Here is an 18,559-nt window from a genome sequence, read left to right on the forward strand (position 1 = left end):
AATCAGTTGTTAGATATTTTATATGTAATCAAATACAGCATAAAGAACAAGCCCTTTTTTATAATACCTTACCATGTAAAAGGGAGGTATTGACAAACAATAACAGAGAGCATACATTACATACTGTAATGTATAAAAAGTGGATAAAATGCAATACGACTCAATAATCAATACAGGAGAATCCTCCACCGCCGAATTCAAGTCATCCTTTAACCAAGAGGTAATCGAAGCTGTCGGAGCTTTTGCAAATAAGAATGGTGGAATCATAATCATCGGATTAAAGTCTAGCAGCAAGGTATTAGGCGTCCAACTTGCTGAAGAATCCCTGCAAAAGTGGCTCAACGAAATCAAGAGCAAGACTGAACCAGTGCTGGTTCCCGATATTGAGACTGTAAAGTACAAAGGTAAGACGCTTGTCGCGATAACGTTCAAGGAAAGCCCAATTAAGCCGGTCGCTGTGCAGGGACGTTATTTTATTAGGCACGAAAACAGCGTTCATGTAATGAGCCCAACCGAAATCGGGGATTGCACGTTGCGCACTCAGAATTCAAGCTGGGATTTCGTTCTTGACGATTCTAGTTCAATGGACGATATATCCCTCAAAAAGGTCGTGCAGAGTATACAGCGAATAAACCAACGTGGATACCATATATCCAAGGATCCCCTTGAATTTTTGCGTAAGAATCGTTTGCTGCGGGACGGCAAATTGACATTCGCGGCCGAAATGCTCTTTGCCAAGGATTGGCATATAAATACAGCCGTGCAGATGGGATTCTTTCAGTCACCAACAATCATCAAGGACAAAGGTGAGGCTCATGGCGATTTGATAAGTCAGGTAGAAGAAATTTATGAGTTCGTGAAAAAACATATCAATTGTCAAGTTGTCATAAGCGACAAACTAGAAAACGACCTTGTTTGGGATTATCCGCTGAAAGCTATTAGAGAACTCATCTTGAATATGATCGTCCATAGGGATTATCATTCAACTTCGGAATCTTGCGTGAAGGTTTTCGATGACCACATTGAATTTTTCAATCCCAGGAAACTGATGGACGGTCTGACAACCGATGATTTAAATTCTGGAAATTATCTATCGACTCTCAGAAACAAAGCCATCGCGAACCATTTTAACATGTTGGGTGAAATTGAAAAATACGGCTCAGGCATTACCCGTGTTATAGGTCTGTTTCAAGAAGCGGGATTGCCAACTCCATCAATTGAAGAAATTTGCGGCGGAATACGGGTGACCGTGCAAAAAACTGTTAGTAAGGATACAGAAAAAGATACAGAAAAGGTTACAGAAAACCAAAGAAAGATCCTTTCCACAATAACGCAAGATCCGCAAGCATCGCAAGAAAAAATTGCTTTGATTGTAGGAATTAATCGTGCCAATGTCGCCAAGAACTTGAAAAAACTTGTCGAAATGGGGCTTGTCAAACGCGTCGGTCCGGACAAAGGCGGACATTGGGAAATAACAAGCAAAATCTGAAAATTAACTACGACGAACAAACCAAAGAGCACAAGTGCGTTATTGAAAAAATCGGGATATAGTATTTTTTTCTAAATTTGCGCGCATGGCAGAAAAAAAGAAAATCCTCGTAATGGTCGCAAGCCCGAAGAATGAACGCAGTGGCACTCTCATCCCGACGAAGGCATTTGTCGAAGGGCTGGAGCAGAACGGCGACTACGAGACCGAGTATATTTTCATCGACAAGATGCACATCAAGCCGTGCCGCGGCTGTCTCAGCTGCTGGGGGCGCGAGGACGGTTCGTGCTTCATGAAGGACGACGACGTGCCGATGATCCGCGAAAAGCTCATCAATTCGGACATTGTCATCTGGAGTTTTCCGCTGTTCCTGTTCAGCCTCCCAGGGCAGATGAAGGTACTGATGGACCGCATCGTGGGCATGGTACACCCGTACATGGGCCAAAAGCTCAAGGAAGGCGCCAACGCGCTGAATTCGCACTTGCACGGGTTGCAGTTCCAGAAGGAAGGGCAGAAGATTATTCTGCTTTCGAGCTGCGCATGGATGGATCTAGACGTGGTTTACGAACCAATCCGCAAGCAGTTCGACATCATCCTCGGACATGAGGGCTACACGCTTATCGCTTGTCCGCAGATGCGTGCGCTTGACCACCGTGGCGGTCCGCGCCGTTTGAACATGCTCCGCGAAAAGTACCGTAAGGGCGGTGCCGAACTCGCTACGACGGGTAAGCTTTCGCAGGAAGCGATAGACATGATGCAGAAGCCGATTTTCAGCGAAGACGCTTACGTGACGCTTGTGACGGAATTCGTGACACACATGTTCGACCGCGACGATAATTTCTAGTAAACAGTGGTTAGTGATTAGTAGTCAGGAGGCTCCCGCAAAGCGGGAGCGTTTCTTTTTTGCAAAAAGAAAAACCCTGGCAGATGCCAGGGTTTTCCGTAAAAGCAAAATCGCAGATTAGCGCTTGCTGAACTGGAAGTGCTTACGAGCCTTCTTGCGGCCGAACTTCTTACGTTCAACGGCACGTGCGTCACGAGTCATGAGGCCTTCCTTCTTGAGAGCCGGCTTCACTTCTGCGTCGTTAGCAACGAGTGCGCGGGAGATGCCGAGACGGACAGCGCCCATCTGGCCAGCGATGCCACCGCCACGAGCGGTAACTTCGACGTCCCATTCTTCAGCGTTGCCAAGGATGGCGAACGGAAGATTTGCAATCATGTCCTGCACTTCAGAATGGAAGTATTCCTTGAAATCACGACCATTGATAGTGCGCTTGCCGGAACCCGGCTTCAGAATCACAGCGGCGATGGCGTTCTTGCGACGGCCAGTGCCGCGGTAGATCTTCTTATTCTTTGCTGTAGCCATAGTTTTCTCCGTTCTAAATTAAAGTTCTACGACTTCGGGTTTCTGGGCAGCGAACGGATGTTCGGCACCTGCAAAAATCTTGAGCTTCTTGATCATCTTGTGGCCAAGAGCGCTGTGCGGGAGCATGCCCCAAATGGCAGCTTCGAGCGGAGCAGTCGGGTTCTTTGCCAAGAGGTCAGCAAAGTTGATCCAACGTTCACCGGCGATGTGGCCAGTGTGGTGGAAATACTGCTTCTGGAGAGCCTTGTTGCCAGAAACGGCAACCTTTTCAGCGTTGATAACAACCACGAAGTCGCCAGTGTCGACGTTCGGGGAATAGATGGCCTTGTGCTTGCCCATGAGGAGACGAGCAACTTCGCTTGCAACGCGTCCCATCGGCTTGTCAGCTGCATCCACAAGCTTCCACTTGCGGGAGACAGTCTTCGGGTTTACCGTAATGGTCTTCATGTAAATCCTCTAGTGAGTGAAATTCCGGGGCAAAGGCGCCCCGAGAAAAGCAGAGTAAATTTAGATGATTTTCCGCAAGGGTTCAAGGGTAAAAAGGTGTAATTTTTGAAAAAAGTAGTATTTTCGCGGACTAGATATTCTATCAATTGATAGAATTGTATTAATTAGTATAGTAAAATTGATTATAGCCGCACCTCTCGTCTAAGCCCCTACTGCTTACTTTTCTCCTTGCGCATGGAGGCGAGAGCCTTGGACTTGCGGCGGGCGGTTTCCTGGAGGTTCACAGCCACATCAAATTCATCGACGATTTCGCGACCGAGGATTTCTTCAAGCACGTCTTCGAGACTCACGATGCCCGCAATCGCACCCCATTCATCAACAACGCCCACGATATGCCCACGCTGCTTGAGGAAACGCAACAACAACTTGTCGGTCATGAGGCTATCAGGAACGAGCTGCATCGGGCGCATGAGCTGGCGGAGTTTCACATCGCGATGGCCTTCGGCTAGCTGGTTGTACGCATCGCGGCGGAGCACAATCCCAATCCAGTTGTCCTTTTTACCATCGTAAAGCGGCACACGCGAAAACGGCCAGTTGCCGCGCTCGTCAAGAGTCTCTCCAATCGTACTGTCGGCAGGGAGCGTAAACACGACCTGTCGTGGCGTCATCACGCGGCGCACCGGGAGCGACTTGAGCGAAAGGATGTTCTTGATGACAAGAGCCTGCTGGCGGTCAATCACATCTTCGCGAAGCCCGAGACTCACAAGGCTATTGATGTCCTCGATACTCACGTCCTTCTTTTCTTTGTCTTCGTGCGTCCAGTGCTTGGTCAGCGTAAGGCAAAGCCAGATGATTCCCGTCCAGCTGAGGATTTTCGTGATGTAATAAAACGGCACAGCCACGAGCGGCGCACAGACTTTCGCCTGCTTCACACCGAGCGTCTTGGGAGTGATTTCGCCAAAGAGCAAAATGAGAATCGTGAGTATCACCGGCAAGAGCATCGCCGCCGAAGGCGACAAGCGCTTCACCGCCAAGGCAGTCGCCAAGGACGCGCCCACCGTATTCGCGACCGTATTCACCACAAGCACCGAAGCAATGTAGCGGTCGATGTTATCTTTCACGTGTTTCAGGTAACGTGCGGTAAATTTCTTTTGTCGCTCCAAGACTTCCACCGTCGAAGGCGGGACGCTATAGAACGAAGCTTCGGTCACAGAGCAAAACGCCGAAGCACCAAGACAAGCAAGAACAGTAATTACAATTTCAAACATATTTTCGCGCCTCCGGCGCAGTTACTAAAGACCATCAATTAAAGTCGGCTCTATCGCCCAGAACTGTGTGCGTTCCATATCACGAATAAAGTCACCAAACGATTTCGTATTCACAAACGGCACCACAAAAGAATCTTCCGTATTCAACTGCATCAGTTCAATTTCAGTAGACTTCGGGATATCGGCAAGCTTGCGGACTTCGTCAAGAGCGTCATCAAATCCACCCAAGCTATGCACAAGCCCGGCCTCTTTCGCTTTCCAGCCAACCATCACGCGACCGCCGCCATACACAGAATCCACCACAGCTTGGTCAATTCCAGTCGCCTGCGAAACAACACCCGTAAAGCGATTGTAGAAGTCATCCATGTATTCCTGAAGTGCCGCCTTTTCGGTATCCGTCCACGGGCGTGCAAAAGAGCGCGCATCCGAATAATCATTTGTCTTGACCGGTTCATTACGCAACCCAACTTTCTGCATCAAGCCAGACGCATCAATCTTACCGCCATAAATCCCAATGCTACCCACAATGGCAAATGGTTCTGCAATTATCTTGTCCGCACCGCATGCAATGTAATAGGCGCCCGACGTTCCTGAACTTCCGATACTTGCAACAATGGGGATATCAAAGCGTCTCAAGTTCTTGAGCGCGCCCCAAATTTTATCGGACGCAATGGCACTACCGCCCGGCGAACTAATTCGCACAAGCAAAGCCTTTACGCCCATACCTGGCAACCTGCGTAAGTTATCAAGAACAGATTCTTCCATGCGAGAATCAATCGTTCCGTTAATATTCAACAGCGCCACTTTTGCGCGATGGTTCCAGCTCTCGTCAAAAATTTTTGTATTCGACGGAGCCCAAGTCCTAAAGCCCGCATAAGGTGCATCAATATCAAAGAACGTCTTTAATGCGTAAGCGGGAACCTGGTCAATGTAAAGCAAAGTATCGGCAAGGCCCGCCTTTTTCGCTCCAATCGCAGTAATCACAGGCTTTTGGGCGAGCTCATCCAGTTTTTCCGTATTCACCGGCGCAGTCCCAGTTTTCATGCGAGCGGCAACACGCATACGGACAAGTTCCCAAATATCCTTGTAAAGCGTTTCAATATTTTCACGGGCATTCACCGACATGGAATCAGCCGTATAAGGTTCCACCGCCGACTTGAATGCGCCATGGCGCAAAAATTCAACCTTGACACCTAGTTTGTCCAAAATGCCCTTATAGAACGTGATTCCGCCACCAAGCCCAAGCCATGTAAAATGGGCCGAAGGCTCCACGACAACGCGGTCCACATTTGCAGCCGCCGTCAACACCGACGGACGGACATCATCCATGTAGGCAATTACGAGACCGCCACGCGCCTTGAGCTTTTTCACGTAACGGTTGATTTCTTCAGAAATCGCCAAATTGCCGTTATAGCCCGAAAAGTCAAGAACGACAAGGCCTGCAGCCGGGTCGCGCAACAAGTGTTCAAACAAATTGCGCACCTTCATGAGACCGATAGAAGACGGAGCAAAGAACAAGAACTTCTTTTCAACTTCGGAAACTTCCATGTTGAGCGGCACACGCACAATCTGCGCCGAGCGCGAAGCCTTCGGGTTGCGCGATGCATGGAATCCGATGCTACCACCCTTCGGCAAAAAATCGTCAAACATCTTGATCGATGCATCAACATACCCGCCAAACGAAGTCGATAAAGTCAACATGTATTCGTCATCATCACCGTAAACAGGCATTTTGAATCCAAAGCGGAACCCGGCAAGCGAAAGTTCAAATAGCAGACGGTGTTCTTTCCAGTTTTCCACATCGTAACTTGCGCTCAGGAAATCCCCTAAGCGAAGCGTCGCACCCGCATTGTGGATGCGTTCCATCGAAGTTGGCCCCAAGTACAAAAGGTTATCGCAAGAATAGCCCAGCGATAAAAAGCGGAACGGACGAATCAAGATACCCGGAGAATACGTCCACTCCGTCCCCTTGAAATCGGCACTGCGAAACGCAGTAACGCGACCGCCCCAAAATGCACTCCGGTCAAAAAGTGAAAATCCATGCGTCAAGTTCCAGCGGGATTCATCCATCCCGTCACCATTGAAATGGTATTCAAAACCCGCCCCGAAATGGTCCAAGTTGCCGCCAATGCGGAATTCAGTAACGCCGTCATCATATTGGTACGATGCAAGAGCGCCTCTGGAATCCAAGGCCGAAAGCCCCGCCGGATTTCCGAAAACACCATGCGCCCCATCAAGCGAAACAAAGCCGGATTCTCCGGGAAGGTAGGCAAACGCCGATGCTGCCATTGCAAATAGCGATATAACAAATTTTTTCATCAATGATATAATAGAAAAATTGCTATTTTGCTTCACGAGTGTAGGAAACAATTTTAACATAGTGGTGGTTATATGAGTTCATCTTCGAAAAAAGAAGAAACTGACCTTTTTGACTTGTTGAAGGAGCTGGCAAGAAATTGGAAAATCATGATTCCGTGCGTCATTGTCGCCGGAATTGTAGGCGTTTTTGTCGCCATGTGGATTAGGCCTGTCTATAAAGTAGACGCATTGCTCCAGATTGAATCAAAGAATAACAAGAGCATGGGCATGACAGGCGGCCTCAGCAGCCTGTTTGCCACAACAAGCCCCGCCGAAACAGAAATCGAGCTCATCAAGAGCCGTCACATCATCGGCGACGCCGTCGAAAAGATGAATTTGCTGTACGTGGCAACACCAATCAACAAACTTGACCGCCTGCTGCATCGTGAAGGCCGCATGGAACTCAGCCGATTTGAAAGGCCCGAATCAAGCATTCAAAAGAACAAAAAAATTATTCCATGGGTTGCTGTAGCTACAGACAGCGCCTCCTTTGACCTATACGATCACCATAATCAGAAAATCCTCTCGGGAGCCGTTGGTACAACATATCGGTTCCCTTATGCAAACGACACCGCATGCATCCACATTTATCGCATGGATGCCACTCCGGGGCAGAAATTTGAAATCGTCAAGGAAGAACGCCTCGATGCCATTGACGAATTCAAGAAAGCATTTGATATCAAGGAAAAAGGCAAAAAGACTGGCATTCTAGAATTCAGCTACCAGGATATCTATCCCGACCGCGCCACAAAAGTTCTAAACGAAATCGCAACGTCCTATTTAAGACAGAATGTTGAACAGCGCAATGCCGAAGCCCAAAAGACATTGGAATTTTTGGAAAAGCAGTTGCCCGATGTCAAAGCAAAACTGGATAGTTCTCTCCTGAAGTTCAACACCTACCGCAATAAAGTCGGTTCCGTAGACATTGGCGCCGAAACGCAGCTCATCCTAGAAAAACGCAACAAGTTGCAGCAAAGCTTGCTTGAGTTGCAGCAGAGAAAGCAGAGTGCCGTCCGCCTGTTCCAGCCGGAACATCCGACAGTCAAGACCTTAGAAGATCAGGAAAACAACTTAAAGCGCGAGCTCGCCAACAACTATGCCGCCACCAAGAGGCTCCCGAACACCCAGCAAGAAGTCCTGAAGTTGACGAATGAAGTCGACATGAGCAAGCACATGTATACGACCATGCTCAACAACATTCAGCAGTTGAAGCTCGTGTCCGCCGGTGAAGTAGGTTCAGTGCGCATTATCGACTTTGCCGAAAAAGTCACGAAGCCCATAAAGCCGAAAAAGAGCCTCATCGTTTGTATCGCCTTGTTCCTCGGTCTGCTCCTTGGAGCTGCAATCGTATCCATCCGCAGCAAGTTCAGCAACGGTGTTCGCGACGCAAGCTTTATCGAACGTGAAACAGGATTCAGCGTCTACGCGAAAGTTCCCAAAGGCAACCCCAACGGCACCAAAGGCACTCGCCCACTTGCAGTTGTCGAGCCGGACGATGTTGCAGTGGAATCCATCCGTGCATTGCGCAGTTCACTTGAATTCAGCATGGAAGAAGACAGCCGCCCCGTTATCGGAGTCAGCGGGCTTATCCCAGGTGTAGGCAAGAGCTTTATTTCCGTAAACCTCGCCGCACTTTATGCAGGTCTCGGCAAAAAGGTCTTGCTTATCGACGCGGACCTCCGCAAGGGCCGCCTGCACAAGGAATTCGGCATCAAGCGAGGGAAAGGCCTTTCTCAGATTCTCCTTGGCGAAGCTACTGTAGACAACGTTGTTCAATCCACCGAAGTCGACAACCTGTTCGTCATGCAATGTGGTAACGTGCCACCCAACCCATCTGAACTGTTGGGTTCCAAGCACTATTCAACAATGATCAGCGAACTGGAAAAGGCTTACGACCTAATCATCGTCGATACACCGCCAATCATGCTCGTGACAGACGCCGCCCTTGCCTGCCGTATCGCATCCCAGATCGTCATGGTCATCGAATACAACAAGCACAGTATCGAAGCAATCCAGGACGGTATGAAGCAGTTGCTCAAGGGAAATACCACCGCACATGCAAGCTTCGTCATCAACAAGTACGAACACGGGCATAGCGATGGCTACGGATACAAATATGGGAAGTATTAATTTTTCAGATACAGGACTAAACGGTCAAATATTTTCTGTAACCCAAATCTAGGCTGCCACGCGAGCTTTCTAAGCTTAGCCGTATCCAGCCTTAATTTGGTTGGAGGAGCATACCCCTGGTTTTCGTCTATTTCAATTTTGACTCGGATATCAGGATTAACTTTTTCGCAAACGAATTCCGCCATTTCCTTTGCCGATATATACGTCAATTCATTGGCAACATTATAGCATTCCCCATTCCCGCCATTCAAAAGAATGTGGAGAATTGCCGAAATGGCATCCGTGACATAGCAGTAAGGCCTTGCGGATTCACCAGTCGAATGGAGCACAATATCTTGGCCTAGAGAAGCAAGGCGTGCAAACTGTGCTATTATACGGTTATCATCCTTTGCGATGCCAGCCCCCGTCGTCTGGGTCAACCTAGCTACCTTTACAGGGACCCCATATTCTGCAGCATACAGGCAACACATATTTTCAGTCGCACGCTTCGCCATCGGGTAGCTGCTACGAACCGATACAGGATCCAAATAGCCCTGAAATCGTTCATCAATAGCCTTGGAATCGTCAAGTGTTTCACCATAAACTTCAAGAGAAGACAGATAAACCATTCCCTTGATCTGTTTTTTTTGAGCTAGTTGCAACATTGTTTTTGTGCCATCCATGATAATTTCAAAAGTTTCCACAGGATGTTCCACAAAAAATTTGCTCGACGTTGGCGCAGCACAATGGACTATGAAATCAATTTTACCTAGCGACTCATAATCATAGTGCGTGATGTCACATTCTATAAAATGGACCTTTTCTATTTGAGAAGCGTCAAACAGTGTTTCCACTTTTTTCAAGTTTCTCACCGGAGCAAAAATTTTCACCTGCTTGTCAAGGGCCAGCAAGCAACGAATAAGAGATGAACCAATAAGTCCCGTAGCTCCGGTTATCAAAAAAGTCGAATTTTCAAGGCTATTACTTAATTCAAAATTCTTCGCAAAATCAAGGACGTCTTCGCAAACAATTTTATTCATAATTAAAATCCAAATATCTGCTGATTTTCGTGTACTTCAACCATGGCCCTAAAAATAAAGAAGTCGGTTGGAGTCGTAATCTTGATATTCTCCATCGGTCCAATAGCAGTATTTATCTGGAAACCGTAATGACTCATCATGGTGCAAGAATCAATAAAGTCATGGCGATTTTCAGCAATTGCCTTTTCGTGGGCGCCCAAAATGTCTGTCAAGATAAAACATTGTGGAGCTCTTGCAATCAGGGAATTCGCTCGTGACGGGATTTCTAAAGATCCATCTTCTTGCTTGACGACAAATGTTTCCGTAGCGGGGATGCAGATAACGCAGTTTCCCTTTTCATTGGTCGTAGCAATGCAGTCCGAAATAGTCTTTTCCTTAATCAGGGGGCGAACACCATCATGAATAAGGACATTGCATTCTTCCCCAAGATGTTTCTTAGCGGCAACCAATCCGTTATAAATGGAATCCTGCCCAGTTGAGCCTCCAGGCACCACCGCCACAACCTTGCTGATTTCAAATTTGTTCAGCTGTTTCTTTAAGAAAGGAATCCAGGATTCGATGCACACAACAACAATGCCATCTATCTGCGGATGGTTATCGAACAATTCCAAGGTATAAATAATGATGGGCTTGCCATTCAATTCAAGGAACTGTTTTGGCCTGGAAACCGTATTCATACGCATTCCAGTTCCACCAGCGAAAATGACAGCAACATTCTTTCTCATACGTTACCTCATATTCCTACTTTCAAGATATTTTAAAACGCCATGCGGATCGTCCGTAAAGAATACACTGAATCCATGGTCTATCAGCCAACCATAACTGGCTTCAACATCGCTCAACGCCAGCTGGTCGTTTCGGCCACCATTGCAGCAAGAACCAAGCAAGGTATCAACCCAAAGCCTATTGCCTTTTTTGGAATACTTCTTGACCGCTTTTAAAATGGATAACGTATCCGAAGGAAAAGCAATGTAATATCCAATGGGTTTCATCTTTCTCTGCAAATCCGAGAAACGCTTTTCGTCGTTTAAGCCATTGCATTGCAGAAACGGAGCATAATTAACCTCAGGATACTGCTTTACCAATTTGTATGCATCGGATTCCATATTCGTGGTACCCGCCAGTAAAATTTGTCTGTCCATACCATGTTTATGAACTATTTCAAGAACCGCTTCTTTATGGTCTTGCCATTTATCCACATAAATAAGGATTTTTCCCTTCGAAAGTTCCAAGATTTCTTCAAACGTGGGAACTCGTTGGTCGGAAACATAGTTGGTCGGAGTCTTTAACTTGTATTCTTTTATTTCGGCCAAGGTAAGGTCAGAAACCTTTCCCCTTCCCGTCGTTGTACGGTTTATGGTTTCATCATGCATAATGACAAGGACACTGTCCTTTGTCATGCGAACATCCACCTCAATGGCGTCAAATCCTGTCTTGATGCAATTTTCAAAACCCCTAATCGAATTTTCCGGAGCATAGCGCCAGTCACCGCGATGAGCAATAATCATCGCATAGTTGTGCGGCCCCTTTTCATGGAGCTTATTCAGCAAAAAGTCAATCCTATCTTCTGCAGCCGAAAGCAACGCAGACAGAGACAACAGCAAAAACACCAACCGTTTCATTTATGCATTTTCCTTCTTTTTCGGCATTTTCAAAGAATCAAGTAGGTACTCATAAATAGCGACCGAAGCTCCGTTTGGATTTTGCGGACGCAGATACGCATCGACAAAAGCATAACGTTCTTCCTTCATATAGTCATCACCATCAATCACGACTTGCTTGATGAACTTCTCGATTTCCTTACCTTTTTCAGAGGTGTAGATGTGATCCAAAATAGCCTTGCCACATTCATTCCAATCACGAACTACACCTGGATTTGCAATCAGGAACAGCATCGGCTTATAGGTACTGGTATACTCCGCCGTAAAGGAGCCACAATCCTGAATCATCGCATCCGACGTGAGGAATAAATCAACATATTCATCTAGGCAAACCTGCGTATTGGGCATTGTCTCCCACAACTTGTAATACGCTTCACGGCGTTCCTTATTCCAGCCGGGGATTGCAGAATCCAGTTTCTTGGCAAGCTCTGGATGCGGCTTAAAAACGAACTGAACTTCGTCTGCATATTTTTTAGCCATTTCAACCATAAAGTCGCAAATATCCAAAAAATTTGCACAACGATTCTTTTCCAGCATGTGGTGGTGCGGAGCCCAGATAATCCTTTTCTTCTTTTTCTCCTGAGGTTTCCAGACATCAACTGGAGGCTTCCTCGGGAAAAAGAATTCATCCAAAAGGGGATAACCAGAAGCAACAGCGTTCACCCCCTTGTTGATTGCATGTTCCTTTGCCATCTGGACATGCAACGGGGTTTCATAAAAGATCTTCCAAAGTTTGTTATGGAAGTCCCTGTTAAAATGTTCAATATAACGGTTGCTGATCATCCAGGCGTAAGGGACGTAAGCCTGCAAGCAATCCATATTCCGTTCATAGCCAAAGTCCACGAAGCGGCCATATTCATGCCAGCAATTCATATGGAACAAAATATCGGGATTCAACTCCTTAGCCTCGGCCCTCGACAGGACACGATTTTCTTTTTCGGAATAGGGCAAAAAGACATTGTAGCCGCGGTCCTTGAAATAGCGATAAACCTGTAGCATGTGCGGAACAAAGTTGCTTTGAATAATAGCACCGGCTGCGTAAGGCACAACCACGATATATGGGTTGAAACGGCTGTCTTTTTCCAGGAGCCGATAAATGCCTTCATATTTCCACTTGTTCGTTTCCAGGATATAAAAGGCGACATTGATTTTTTCACCACGAGAAGCCTTCGCCTGAACATTCTGCAAGACATTCTCGTATTTTGCCGGCAAGTCGTCATACTTATGGCGCAACAAAAAATTTCTCAGCAAAGAATAAGCCTTTGTTAATATTATCTTGTTGTAGATGACGATTTCGTAATAACGAATCTTATTCTTCAGATTAGACATCATAGCTTTACGCGAGCGGCTCTCTTATTATTCTTTATCTTTGCATGTTTTTTCAAGACAAGCGACACCATCCACACCGGCATCAATAAATATACCCACTTTTTCAAAGTCGGCAGATGGAATATATCCTTTCTACAGAATTTTCTCCAGAAATACTGCGCCATCACATCTTCCAGAACAGGATTTGTACTATGGTCATCACGCCAACTTCCGAGCCCATTATGCACGCAAACGTTGCTGCCATCATACGTGTTTATCGTAAAATAGGAATCGGGATACACTTTCATGTCAGAAAACAAGATTGGCTTTCCATCATATTTGACAACTTCGTCTTCATAGCCATACATCTTCATAAAGATTTTCGTCACAATGCAAGGAATCGCCGTTTGGTCAAGGCTTCCATCAGGCAAAATAAAATGTCTATTCTGGTAGTAATCCAGGCACTTTTTTATAAACGGATGCCCCGGTTCTGCACCAATCGCATGGGCGGCAATCTGATCCGATGTTTCCACGCCAATAAAAAGCTTATCATCTAAAAACAAGTCAAAATTACCATTAATGGTCACATCTGCATCTAGGTAAATTCCGCCATACTTATTCAGGACCCACAAACGGAAATAGTCCGTAACAAAAGCCCACTTTTGTTTAGAATAAGCTTCCCTAGCAAAAAGGAATTCCTCATAAGGGAAATTTGTCTTATTCCATTCAACGATCTCATAATCCTTCAAATGTTCGCGCCACGTTGCAAGGCAATTTTCCACAGCCTTAGGCTTTTGCTCAGACAACCACAAATAATGTATTTTCTTTGGAATAGACATTACACGCTCCACAACGCCTTAAAATGTTTTCGGGTATTTTTAAAAATATAAGGAGAAAGCCATATCACACTAATCATAAACTTCAGCAAAAGCGCAACCGTTTTTGACAAGTGCTTCTTGGTAAATCTCACCTTGGAAATTTCAGACTGAATTAAGGAAAATGCTCCACAAAGAAGGACGTCGTCGGGCCTTTCAGCTCCACCACGAACGAGATGCGCCACGGAAGGTCCTTCAATAATGCGACGGAGCAGGCCATCCTGTTTCATGCGGTACTGCATATCGGTTTCTTCAAAATAAAGGAAGAAATTTTCATCAAACAGGTACTTCGGGTCATTTTTGACAAAGAGGTCAGCCCCTGTCACATAATCCACATTTCCCGTCTTATACTCATTAACAGGCAATCTCTGGTGTTTCCGCATATCAGCACCAAACGCTTTAAACACATTCTTTGCATAAAAAGAAAAAACATGCAAAACCATTTTTTTCAAAACAAAAAAGGCGGTCGGGAAAGTTCCATACGAATGCGATATCTTTTTTTCGCCATCGACCAGATTACAACCAATCGCGCCCAATTTTTCAGTTTCGTGCGCTTTCCAATAATCGTAAAAAATCTTGATAGCGTTGTTCAGCAGCAGGGTGTCGCTGTTCAAATAAAAGATGAATTCACCCTTAGCGGCGTTCACGCCACGGTTATTCGCAGGGCCAAAACCGAGATTCGCCTTGTTCTCGACCAAGACGACCTGCGGGAATTCCTGCCGGACCATTTCTACAGAACCATCAACGGACCCGTTATCAGAAACGATAACCTCGAATTCAACATCCTTGGTCTGTGAAAAAACGGAACGAAGACAATTCCGCAAAAGATCGCGTGTATTAAAATTCACAATTACAACGGACACCTGCATAGTTATTCGTCATCCTCATCAGTTTCGCCGGTTTCAGCTTTTTCCGCATCTGATTCAGCCTTTTTATCGCAAGCACCATCTTCTACTTTTGCGGGATTCCAAAATTTTGAGATAAGAAGCCAAAATACAATAGCGTACGACAAATCGATAAACACATCCTGCAAAAAACCATAACCAAAAATGCCCCACAAGACAATGACTCTGGCGTAGTAATACAAAAGGAAATGGGACAAAAGCGGATTACTAATCTTTTTGGCAAGCCACCCGGCGGCTATAGTCAACAAGGCTACGACAAAAGCCCCGATTGTACCAAACTCAAGATACAAATCCCCAAAGAGAGTCTTGAAATAATACATGTTCACTCGGTAGACGTTACTCCAAAATTCTCGGACCGCGTCTACGCCATACTTTGAATCCGGGAGTTCAAACCCACCAAACCATTCCAGCAATTTCGGGAAGAATCGAAGCCCATACGTATGGATATCTGTCGAATCCCAATAAACCAGTCCCAAATTTAAGAAGGGTTCCCCAAAATAGCGCATTATTCTGTTCAACGCAACATCGACATCACCATCGACACGGGCAAAAGAAATGATTATCGCATAAAAGCCCAACAAGCCCAACACGGCAAACGCTATACCATAGATTTTTTTCTTGATGTCTACAGGAATCTCGTCCTTGAAATTCGTGTAAATATAGACAAGGGCAAAGAAATTGAAAAACAAGGATCCACGGCTTCCCTGTAAAACAGAGGGTGTGACGGTCGCTCCAAAACCGACAATCAAAAGAAATAACGCCATCATCGATTTTTGGTTCTTTACAATCCGGTAAAACTGCAAATAGAGAAAAATCGGCATCACACAGATGGACAAACGTCTAAAAACCTTAGACAGAATCATTTCGATATCGGAACCATACTTTTGCCCCAGATCTCCGGAAACACTCATATGGTACGCATCGCCCAAGTCACTTGCCGCCCCTAGCTGATACCCTTCCAGGAAAAAGAACAGGTGTCCCAGCATAAAGAAAAGAAAAATCTTTGAAAACAAGGACACCCTCTGGGCATCCCACCCTATTTCAAATTTGGGAACAACCTTCAACGGGCTCATCACCCCCATCATCATGATAAACATGAGAAAATAGGGAAGATAGCTCAAATACTCTAGACTTCTGGAATCGCGTATTTCTTCCTGGTATAAGCCAATATCGAATACATACGCCCCCATGCAAGAAACAACAGCGTACAGTCCTATAGAAAATAAATAAAAGGCGCTATATTCACTTTTCTGCTTATAGCACCATGCAAACCACACTATATACAGGAATGCATTAGTTAAGAATACTTCCATACCGTCATCGTAAAAACAGACTACAACATCCCGTTATCAAGATGTCTAATGTAGCGAAAATATATAAAATATGCGAATCGCTTTTTATCAGCGGCTCTTTCCGAAATGGATTTTCTGCATCATTTTACGCAGTTCCGTTACCACAAGCTCATTCTTGTTGAATTTCAGGTTTATCAACGCAAAGATACAGGCCATGAGCAAGCCTTCTACAGCAATCCGTAACCCATACGGGACTTCTAAATAACAGCTAAAAACAATCGGCACCGGGAGATAGCATAACGCCCAGCCGATGTTCTTCAATAGGATTTTCGCGTCAAATACAAGGCCCAGGATTTTTTTCACCAGGTACATTCCAACAACAAGAACAGACAATTCAGACAAGCCCCAGGACATCGCAGAGCCAACGGCCCCCAAACGAGTCGTCAATACAATATTGCCAAGAATGCCAATCACAGCACCGACGGAACTGACTATGAAAATGGACTTGTTCGATGTCGAAGCCATCAGGAATTGCTGAATAACAATTTGCTCCATTCCAATAATCAGCAACAGGAAAATAACGATTTTAAACGGCAAAATGGCACCTTCATAACCATTACCCGCAATAATGAAAATAATTTCATCGGCGCAGAACAGGCAGGCAATAATAATGGGCAACGAGACAATGGTCAAAATATTAAATGTATCATCTGCTATCTTTTGAATTTTTTCGCGATTTCCATCACTCAACAATTCACTAACCTTGGGGACCATCACATTGGTAAAAGCAGTAAAAACACCCATTAGGATACTATACATCTTCGTTGCTGTTGCAAAGTAGCCAACTTCCTTATCCCCAGAACAAAACCCAAGAAATACCATATTGAACGAAGTATACATATAGGTCAGCATACGATAATACCCAAACACCAGAACAGGCAATATGAAGATTCTAAAGCTGACCTGGGATAATGAAAATGTTCTAAATTTTTTCGAATAATTCCAATTCCACAAGGCGTTCACAAAAACAGATCCCACTGTCAATGCGTAGTAGATTATAGCATCATCTGGAGAGCGAATAAAGGCAAAAACGCCTACAACATAAAGAAAGCGAACCGCAATAGTCCTAAGCGTTATATATTTGAATTCCTGCAAGCCCTCAAAAAGCCATTCTATCAAAAATAAGCTAAAGAATAGCTTTACAAGCCCTATCCAAAGAAAGTCCCTATATACTTGAAGACTGGGGACATAGAGCGTGCAAAGGACGAGTACCACAACAGCAATAATGGTACCGACAAAGTTAATCGCCATCAGGCTTGAAAAGGTCTTATTTCTCCGTTCAAGATTACTTTTGCACCTTGCAATTTCGCGAACGCCAAAAGAGCCAACGCCTAAAGTAGAAAAAAGGACGAAATAATCAATCAGACTATCGACAAAATTGCATATACCGATATTGCTTACACCAAGAACTCTCGATACATAAGGATATGTAATTAAAGGGAAAAGGTACTTACTTAAAGTAAGCAACAAGTTATATGCAAAATTCTTTTTGACTGATTTGGGCATTTTCTCGTCTATACCAACTAATCATCATCGAAGAATCGGACGACAACATTATGCGTTTGAATTTTGTCATCTTCAGGAACTTTATTCCAATCCCCATAAAGGTCTGTAAGATAGGCATCAACATTACAGGGAGCACAAAACATGGAACCTTCAAATTCAATACGCCCTATCGGGAAAATATACTTCTTGTATCTTTTTTCATCCCAAGGCGCTCCATAAGGCAATCTGTAATAATCATTTCTTTTATGGTATATGAATCGCAAAAGGGGCGGGATGATTTTTTTTATTACCACATAATTTAACGGCAACAACGGTCTCAAAATTTTTGCAATTATCGAAGATGATAATATAACACGTTGAACCGCTTTTTCATAACAGAACATCATCTTTTTACAAAAAAAATCGCTTACTTGGTCATCCTGATAAAAAATATCCACCTGCACACCTCGATATTTTCTCATTTTGTGAAGCGGAGAATCCTGCAAATATTCACTTTTCAAATCACGTAGCACATCCCACGTAGAGTAAAAACCGCTATCAGTTTCATCGCACTGCAGCACAAACTCTTTACTAGGATTTTGCGTAAGCATTATTTTTTTAAACTTTAGATAACTCTCCCTGGTCATACAAATATCCACATCGTCATCCCAAGGAATAAAGCCTCCATGCCTAGCGGCACCCAGCAAGGTTCCGCAATCTAGCCAATAGTCAATTTCATTTTCCAAACAGATGCCGTCTATAAACTTAAGCATTTCAAGCATCCGAAGTTGAGCCCGACGCAAAATTGATCCATCAGGATTAAAGCGCTTTCGAAATTTAGCTTGCAAATCTCGATCAATCATCAGCATCTCCTCATTTGTCCATGTTATTTCAAATGC

General features: G+C 45.0%; 16 protein-coding genes. 3 read left to right on the top strand and 13 right to left on the bottom strand.

The annotated features are described in order from the left end of the window. The first annotated feature begins 148 nt into the window (after positions 1-148). On the top strand, positions 149-1,489 hold the full coding sequence (locus FSU_RS06745; protein WP_014545711.1) for an RNA-binding domain-containing protein: 1,341 nt from the start codon (positions 149-151) through the stop codon (positions 1,487-1,489). A gap of 85 nt (positions 1,490-1,574) precedes the next feature. After that, the gene (locus tag FSU_RS06750) at positions 1,575-2,330 is read left to right on the top strand and encodes a flavodoxin family protein (protein ID WP_014545712.1); all 756 of its coding nucleotides are present in this window, start codon (positions 1,575-1,577) and stop codon (positions 2,328-2,330) included. Between the two features lie 117 nt (positions 2,331-2,447). On the opposite strand, the gene rpsI is transcribed toward FSU_RS06750, so the two are convergent. From rpsI to sppA, 4 genes are all read right to left on the bottom strand, one after another. Next, positions 2,448-2,852 (bottom strand): 30S ribosomal protein S9, encoded by a 405-nt coding sequence (gene rpsI, locus FSU_RS06755; RefSeq protein WP_014545713.1) that lies wholly within the window; start codon positions 2,850-2,852, stop codon positions 2,448-2,450. A gap of 18 nt (positions 2,853-2,870) precedes the next feature. Then, positions 2,871-3,299: a 50S ribosomal protein L13 gene (rplM, locus tag FSU_RS06760; protein WP_014545714.1), complete on the bottom strand. Its 429-nt coding sequence runs from the start codon at positions 3,297-3,299 to the stop codon at positions 2,871-2,873. 209 nt (positions 3,300-3,508) lie between these two features. After that, the gene (locus FSU_RS06765) at positions 3,509-4,567 is read right to left on the bottom strand and encodes a hemolysin family protein (protein ID WP_014545715.1); all 1,059 of its coding nucleotides are present in this window, start codon (positions 4,565-4,567) and stop codon (positions 3,509-3,511) included. A 24-nt stretch (positions 4,568-4,591) separates the two neighbouring features. Beyond that, the gene (gene sppA / locus FSU_RS06770) at positions 4,592-6,886 is read right to left on the bottom strand and encodes a signal peptide peptidase SppA (RefSeq protein ID WP_014545716.1); all 2,295 of its coding nucleotides are present in this window, start codon (positions 6,884-6,886) and stop codon (positions 4,592-4,594) included. Positions 6,887-6,958: 72 nt separating this feature from the next. Between sppA and FSU_RS06775 the strand changes: the two genes are divergently transcribed. Next, on the top strand, positions 6,959-9,055 hold the full coding sequence (locus tag FSU_RS06775) for a polysaccharide biosynthesis tyrosine autokinase (RefSeq protein ID WP_015731882.1): 2,097 nt from the start codon (positions 6,959-6,961) through the stop codon (positions 9,053-9,055). Here the strand turns inward: FSU_RS06775 and FSU_RS06780 are convergent. From FSU_RS06780 to FSU_RS06820, 9 genes are all read right to left on the bottom strand, one after another. Further along, positions 9,052-10,074, bottom strand: coding sequence for an NAD-dependent epimerase/dehydratase family protein (locus FSU_RS06780; protein WP_014545717.1), 1,023 nt, complete (start codon positions 10,072-10,074; stop codon positions 9,052-9,054). The genes FSU_RS06775 and FSU_RS06780 overlap by 4 nt on opposite strands. Before the next feature lie 2 nt (positions 10,075-10,076). Then, positions 10,077-10,799 carry an IspD/TarI family cytidylyltransferase gene (locus tag FSU_RS06785; protein WP_014545718.1) on the bottom strand — a complete coding sequence of 241 codons (723 nt, stop codon included), beginning with the start codon at positions 10,797-10,799 and terminating at the stop codon, positions 10,077-10,079. 3 nt (positions 10,800-10,802) lie between these two features. Next, positions 10,803-11,696: a glycerophosphodiester phosphodiesterase family protein gene (locus FSU_RS06790; protein WP_014545719.1), complete on the bottom strand. Its 894-nt coding sequence runs from the start codon at positions 11,694-11,696 to the stop codon at positions 10,803-10,805. Beyond that, positions 11,697-13,067 carry a CDP-glycerol glycerophosphotransferase family protein gene (locus FSU_RS06795; protein WP_014545720.1) on the bottom strand — a complete coding sequence of 457 codons (1,371 nt, stop codon included), beginning with the start codon at positions 13,065-13,067 and terminating at the stop codon, positions 11,697-11,699. It abuts the gene before it with no gap. Beyond that, a complete protein-coding gene (locus FSU_RS06800; RefSeq protein ID WP_014545721.1) occupies positions 13,064-13,882 on the bottom strand; it encodes a glycosyltransferase family 32 protein in 819 nt (272 codons plus the stop codon). The genes FSU_RS06795 and FSU_RS06800 overlap by 4 nt, the downstream gene beginning before the upstream one ends. Next, on the bottom strand, positions 13,882-14,787 hold the full coding sequence (locus tag FSU_RS06805; RefSeq protein WP_014545722.1) for a glycosyltransferase family 2 protein: 906 nt from the start codon (positions 14,785-14,787) through the stop codon (positions 13,882-13,884). Before FSU_RS06805 ends, FSU_RS06800 begins: the two co-directional genes overlap by 1 nt. A 2-nt stretch (positions 14,788-14,789) precedes the next feature. Next, complete coding sequence (locus FSU_RS06810) at positions 14,790-16,136, bottom strand: O-antigen polymerase (protein ID WP_014545723.1); 1,347 nt, start codon at positions 16,134-16,136, stop codon at positions 14,790-14,792. Between the two features lie 87 nt (positions 16,137-16,223). Beyond that, the gene (locus FSU_RS06815; protein WP_014545724.1) at positions 16,224-17,681 is read right to left on the bottom strand and encodes a flippase; all 1,458 of its coding nucleotides are present in this window, start codon (positions 17,679-17,681) and stop codon (positions 16,224-16,226) included. A gap of 17 nt (positions 17,682-17,698) precedes the next feature. Continuing rightward, positions 17,699-18,523: a LicD family protein gene (locus tag FSU_RS06820; protein ID WP_014545725.1), complete on the bottom strand. Its 825-nt coding sequence runs from the start codon at positions 18,521-18,523 to the stop codon at positions 17,699-17,701. Between the last annotated feature and the right edge of the window lie 36 nt (positions 18,524-18,559).

It is taken from the genome of Fibrobacter succinogenes subsp. succinogenes S85, from assembly GCF_000146505.1.
In the GTDB taxonomy this organism is placed as follows: domain Bacteria; phylum Fibrobacterota; class Fibrobacteria; order Fibrobacterales; family Fibrobacteraceae; genus Fibrobacter; species Fibrobacter succinogenes.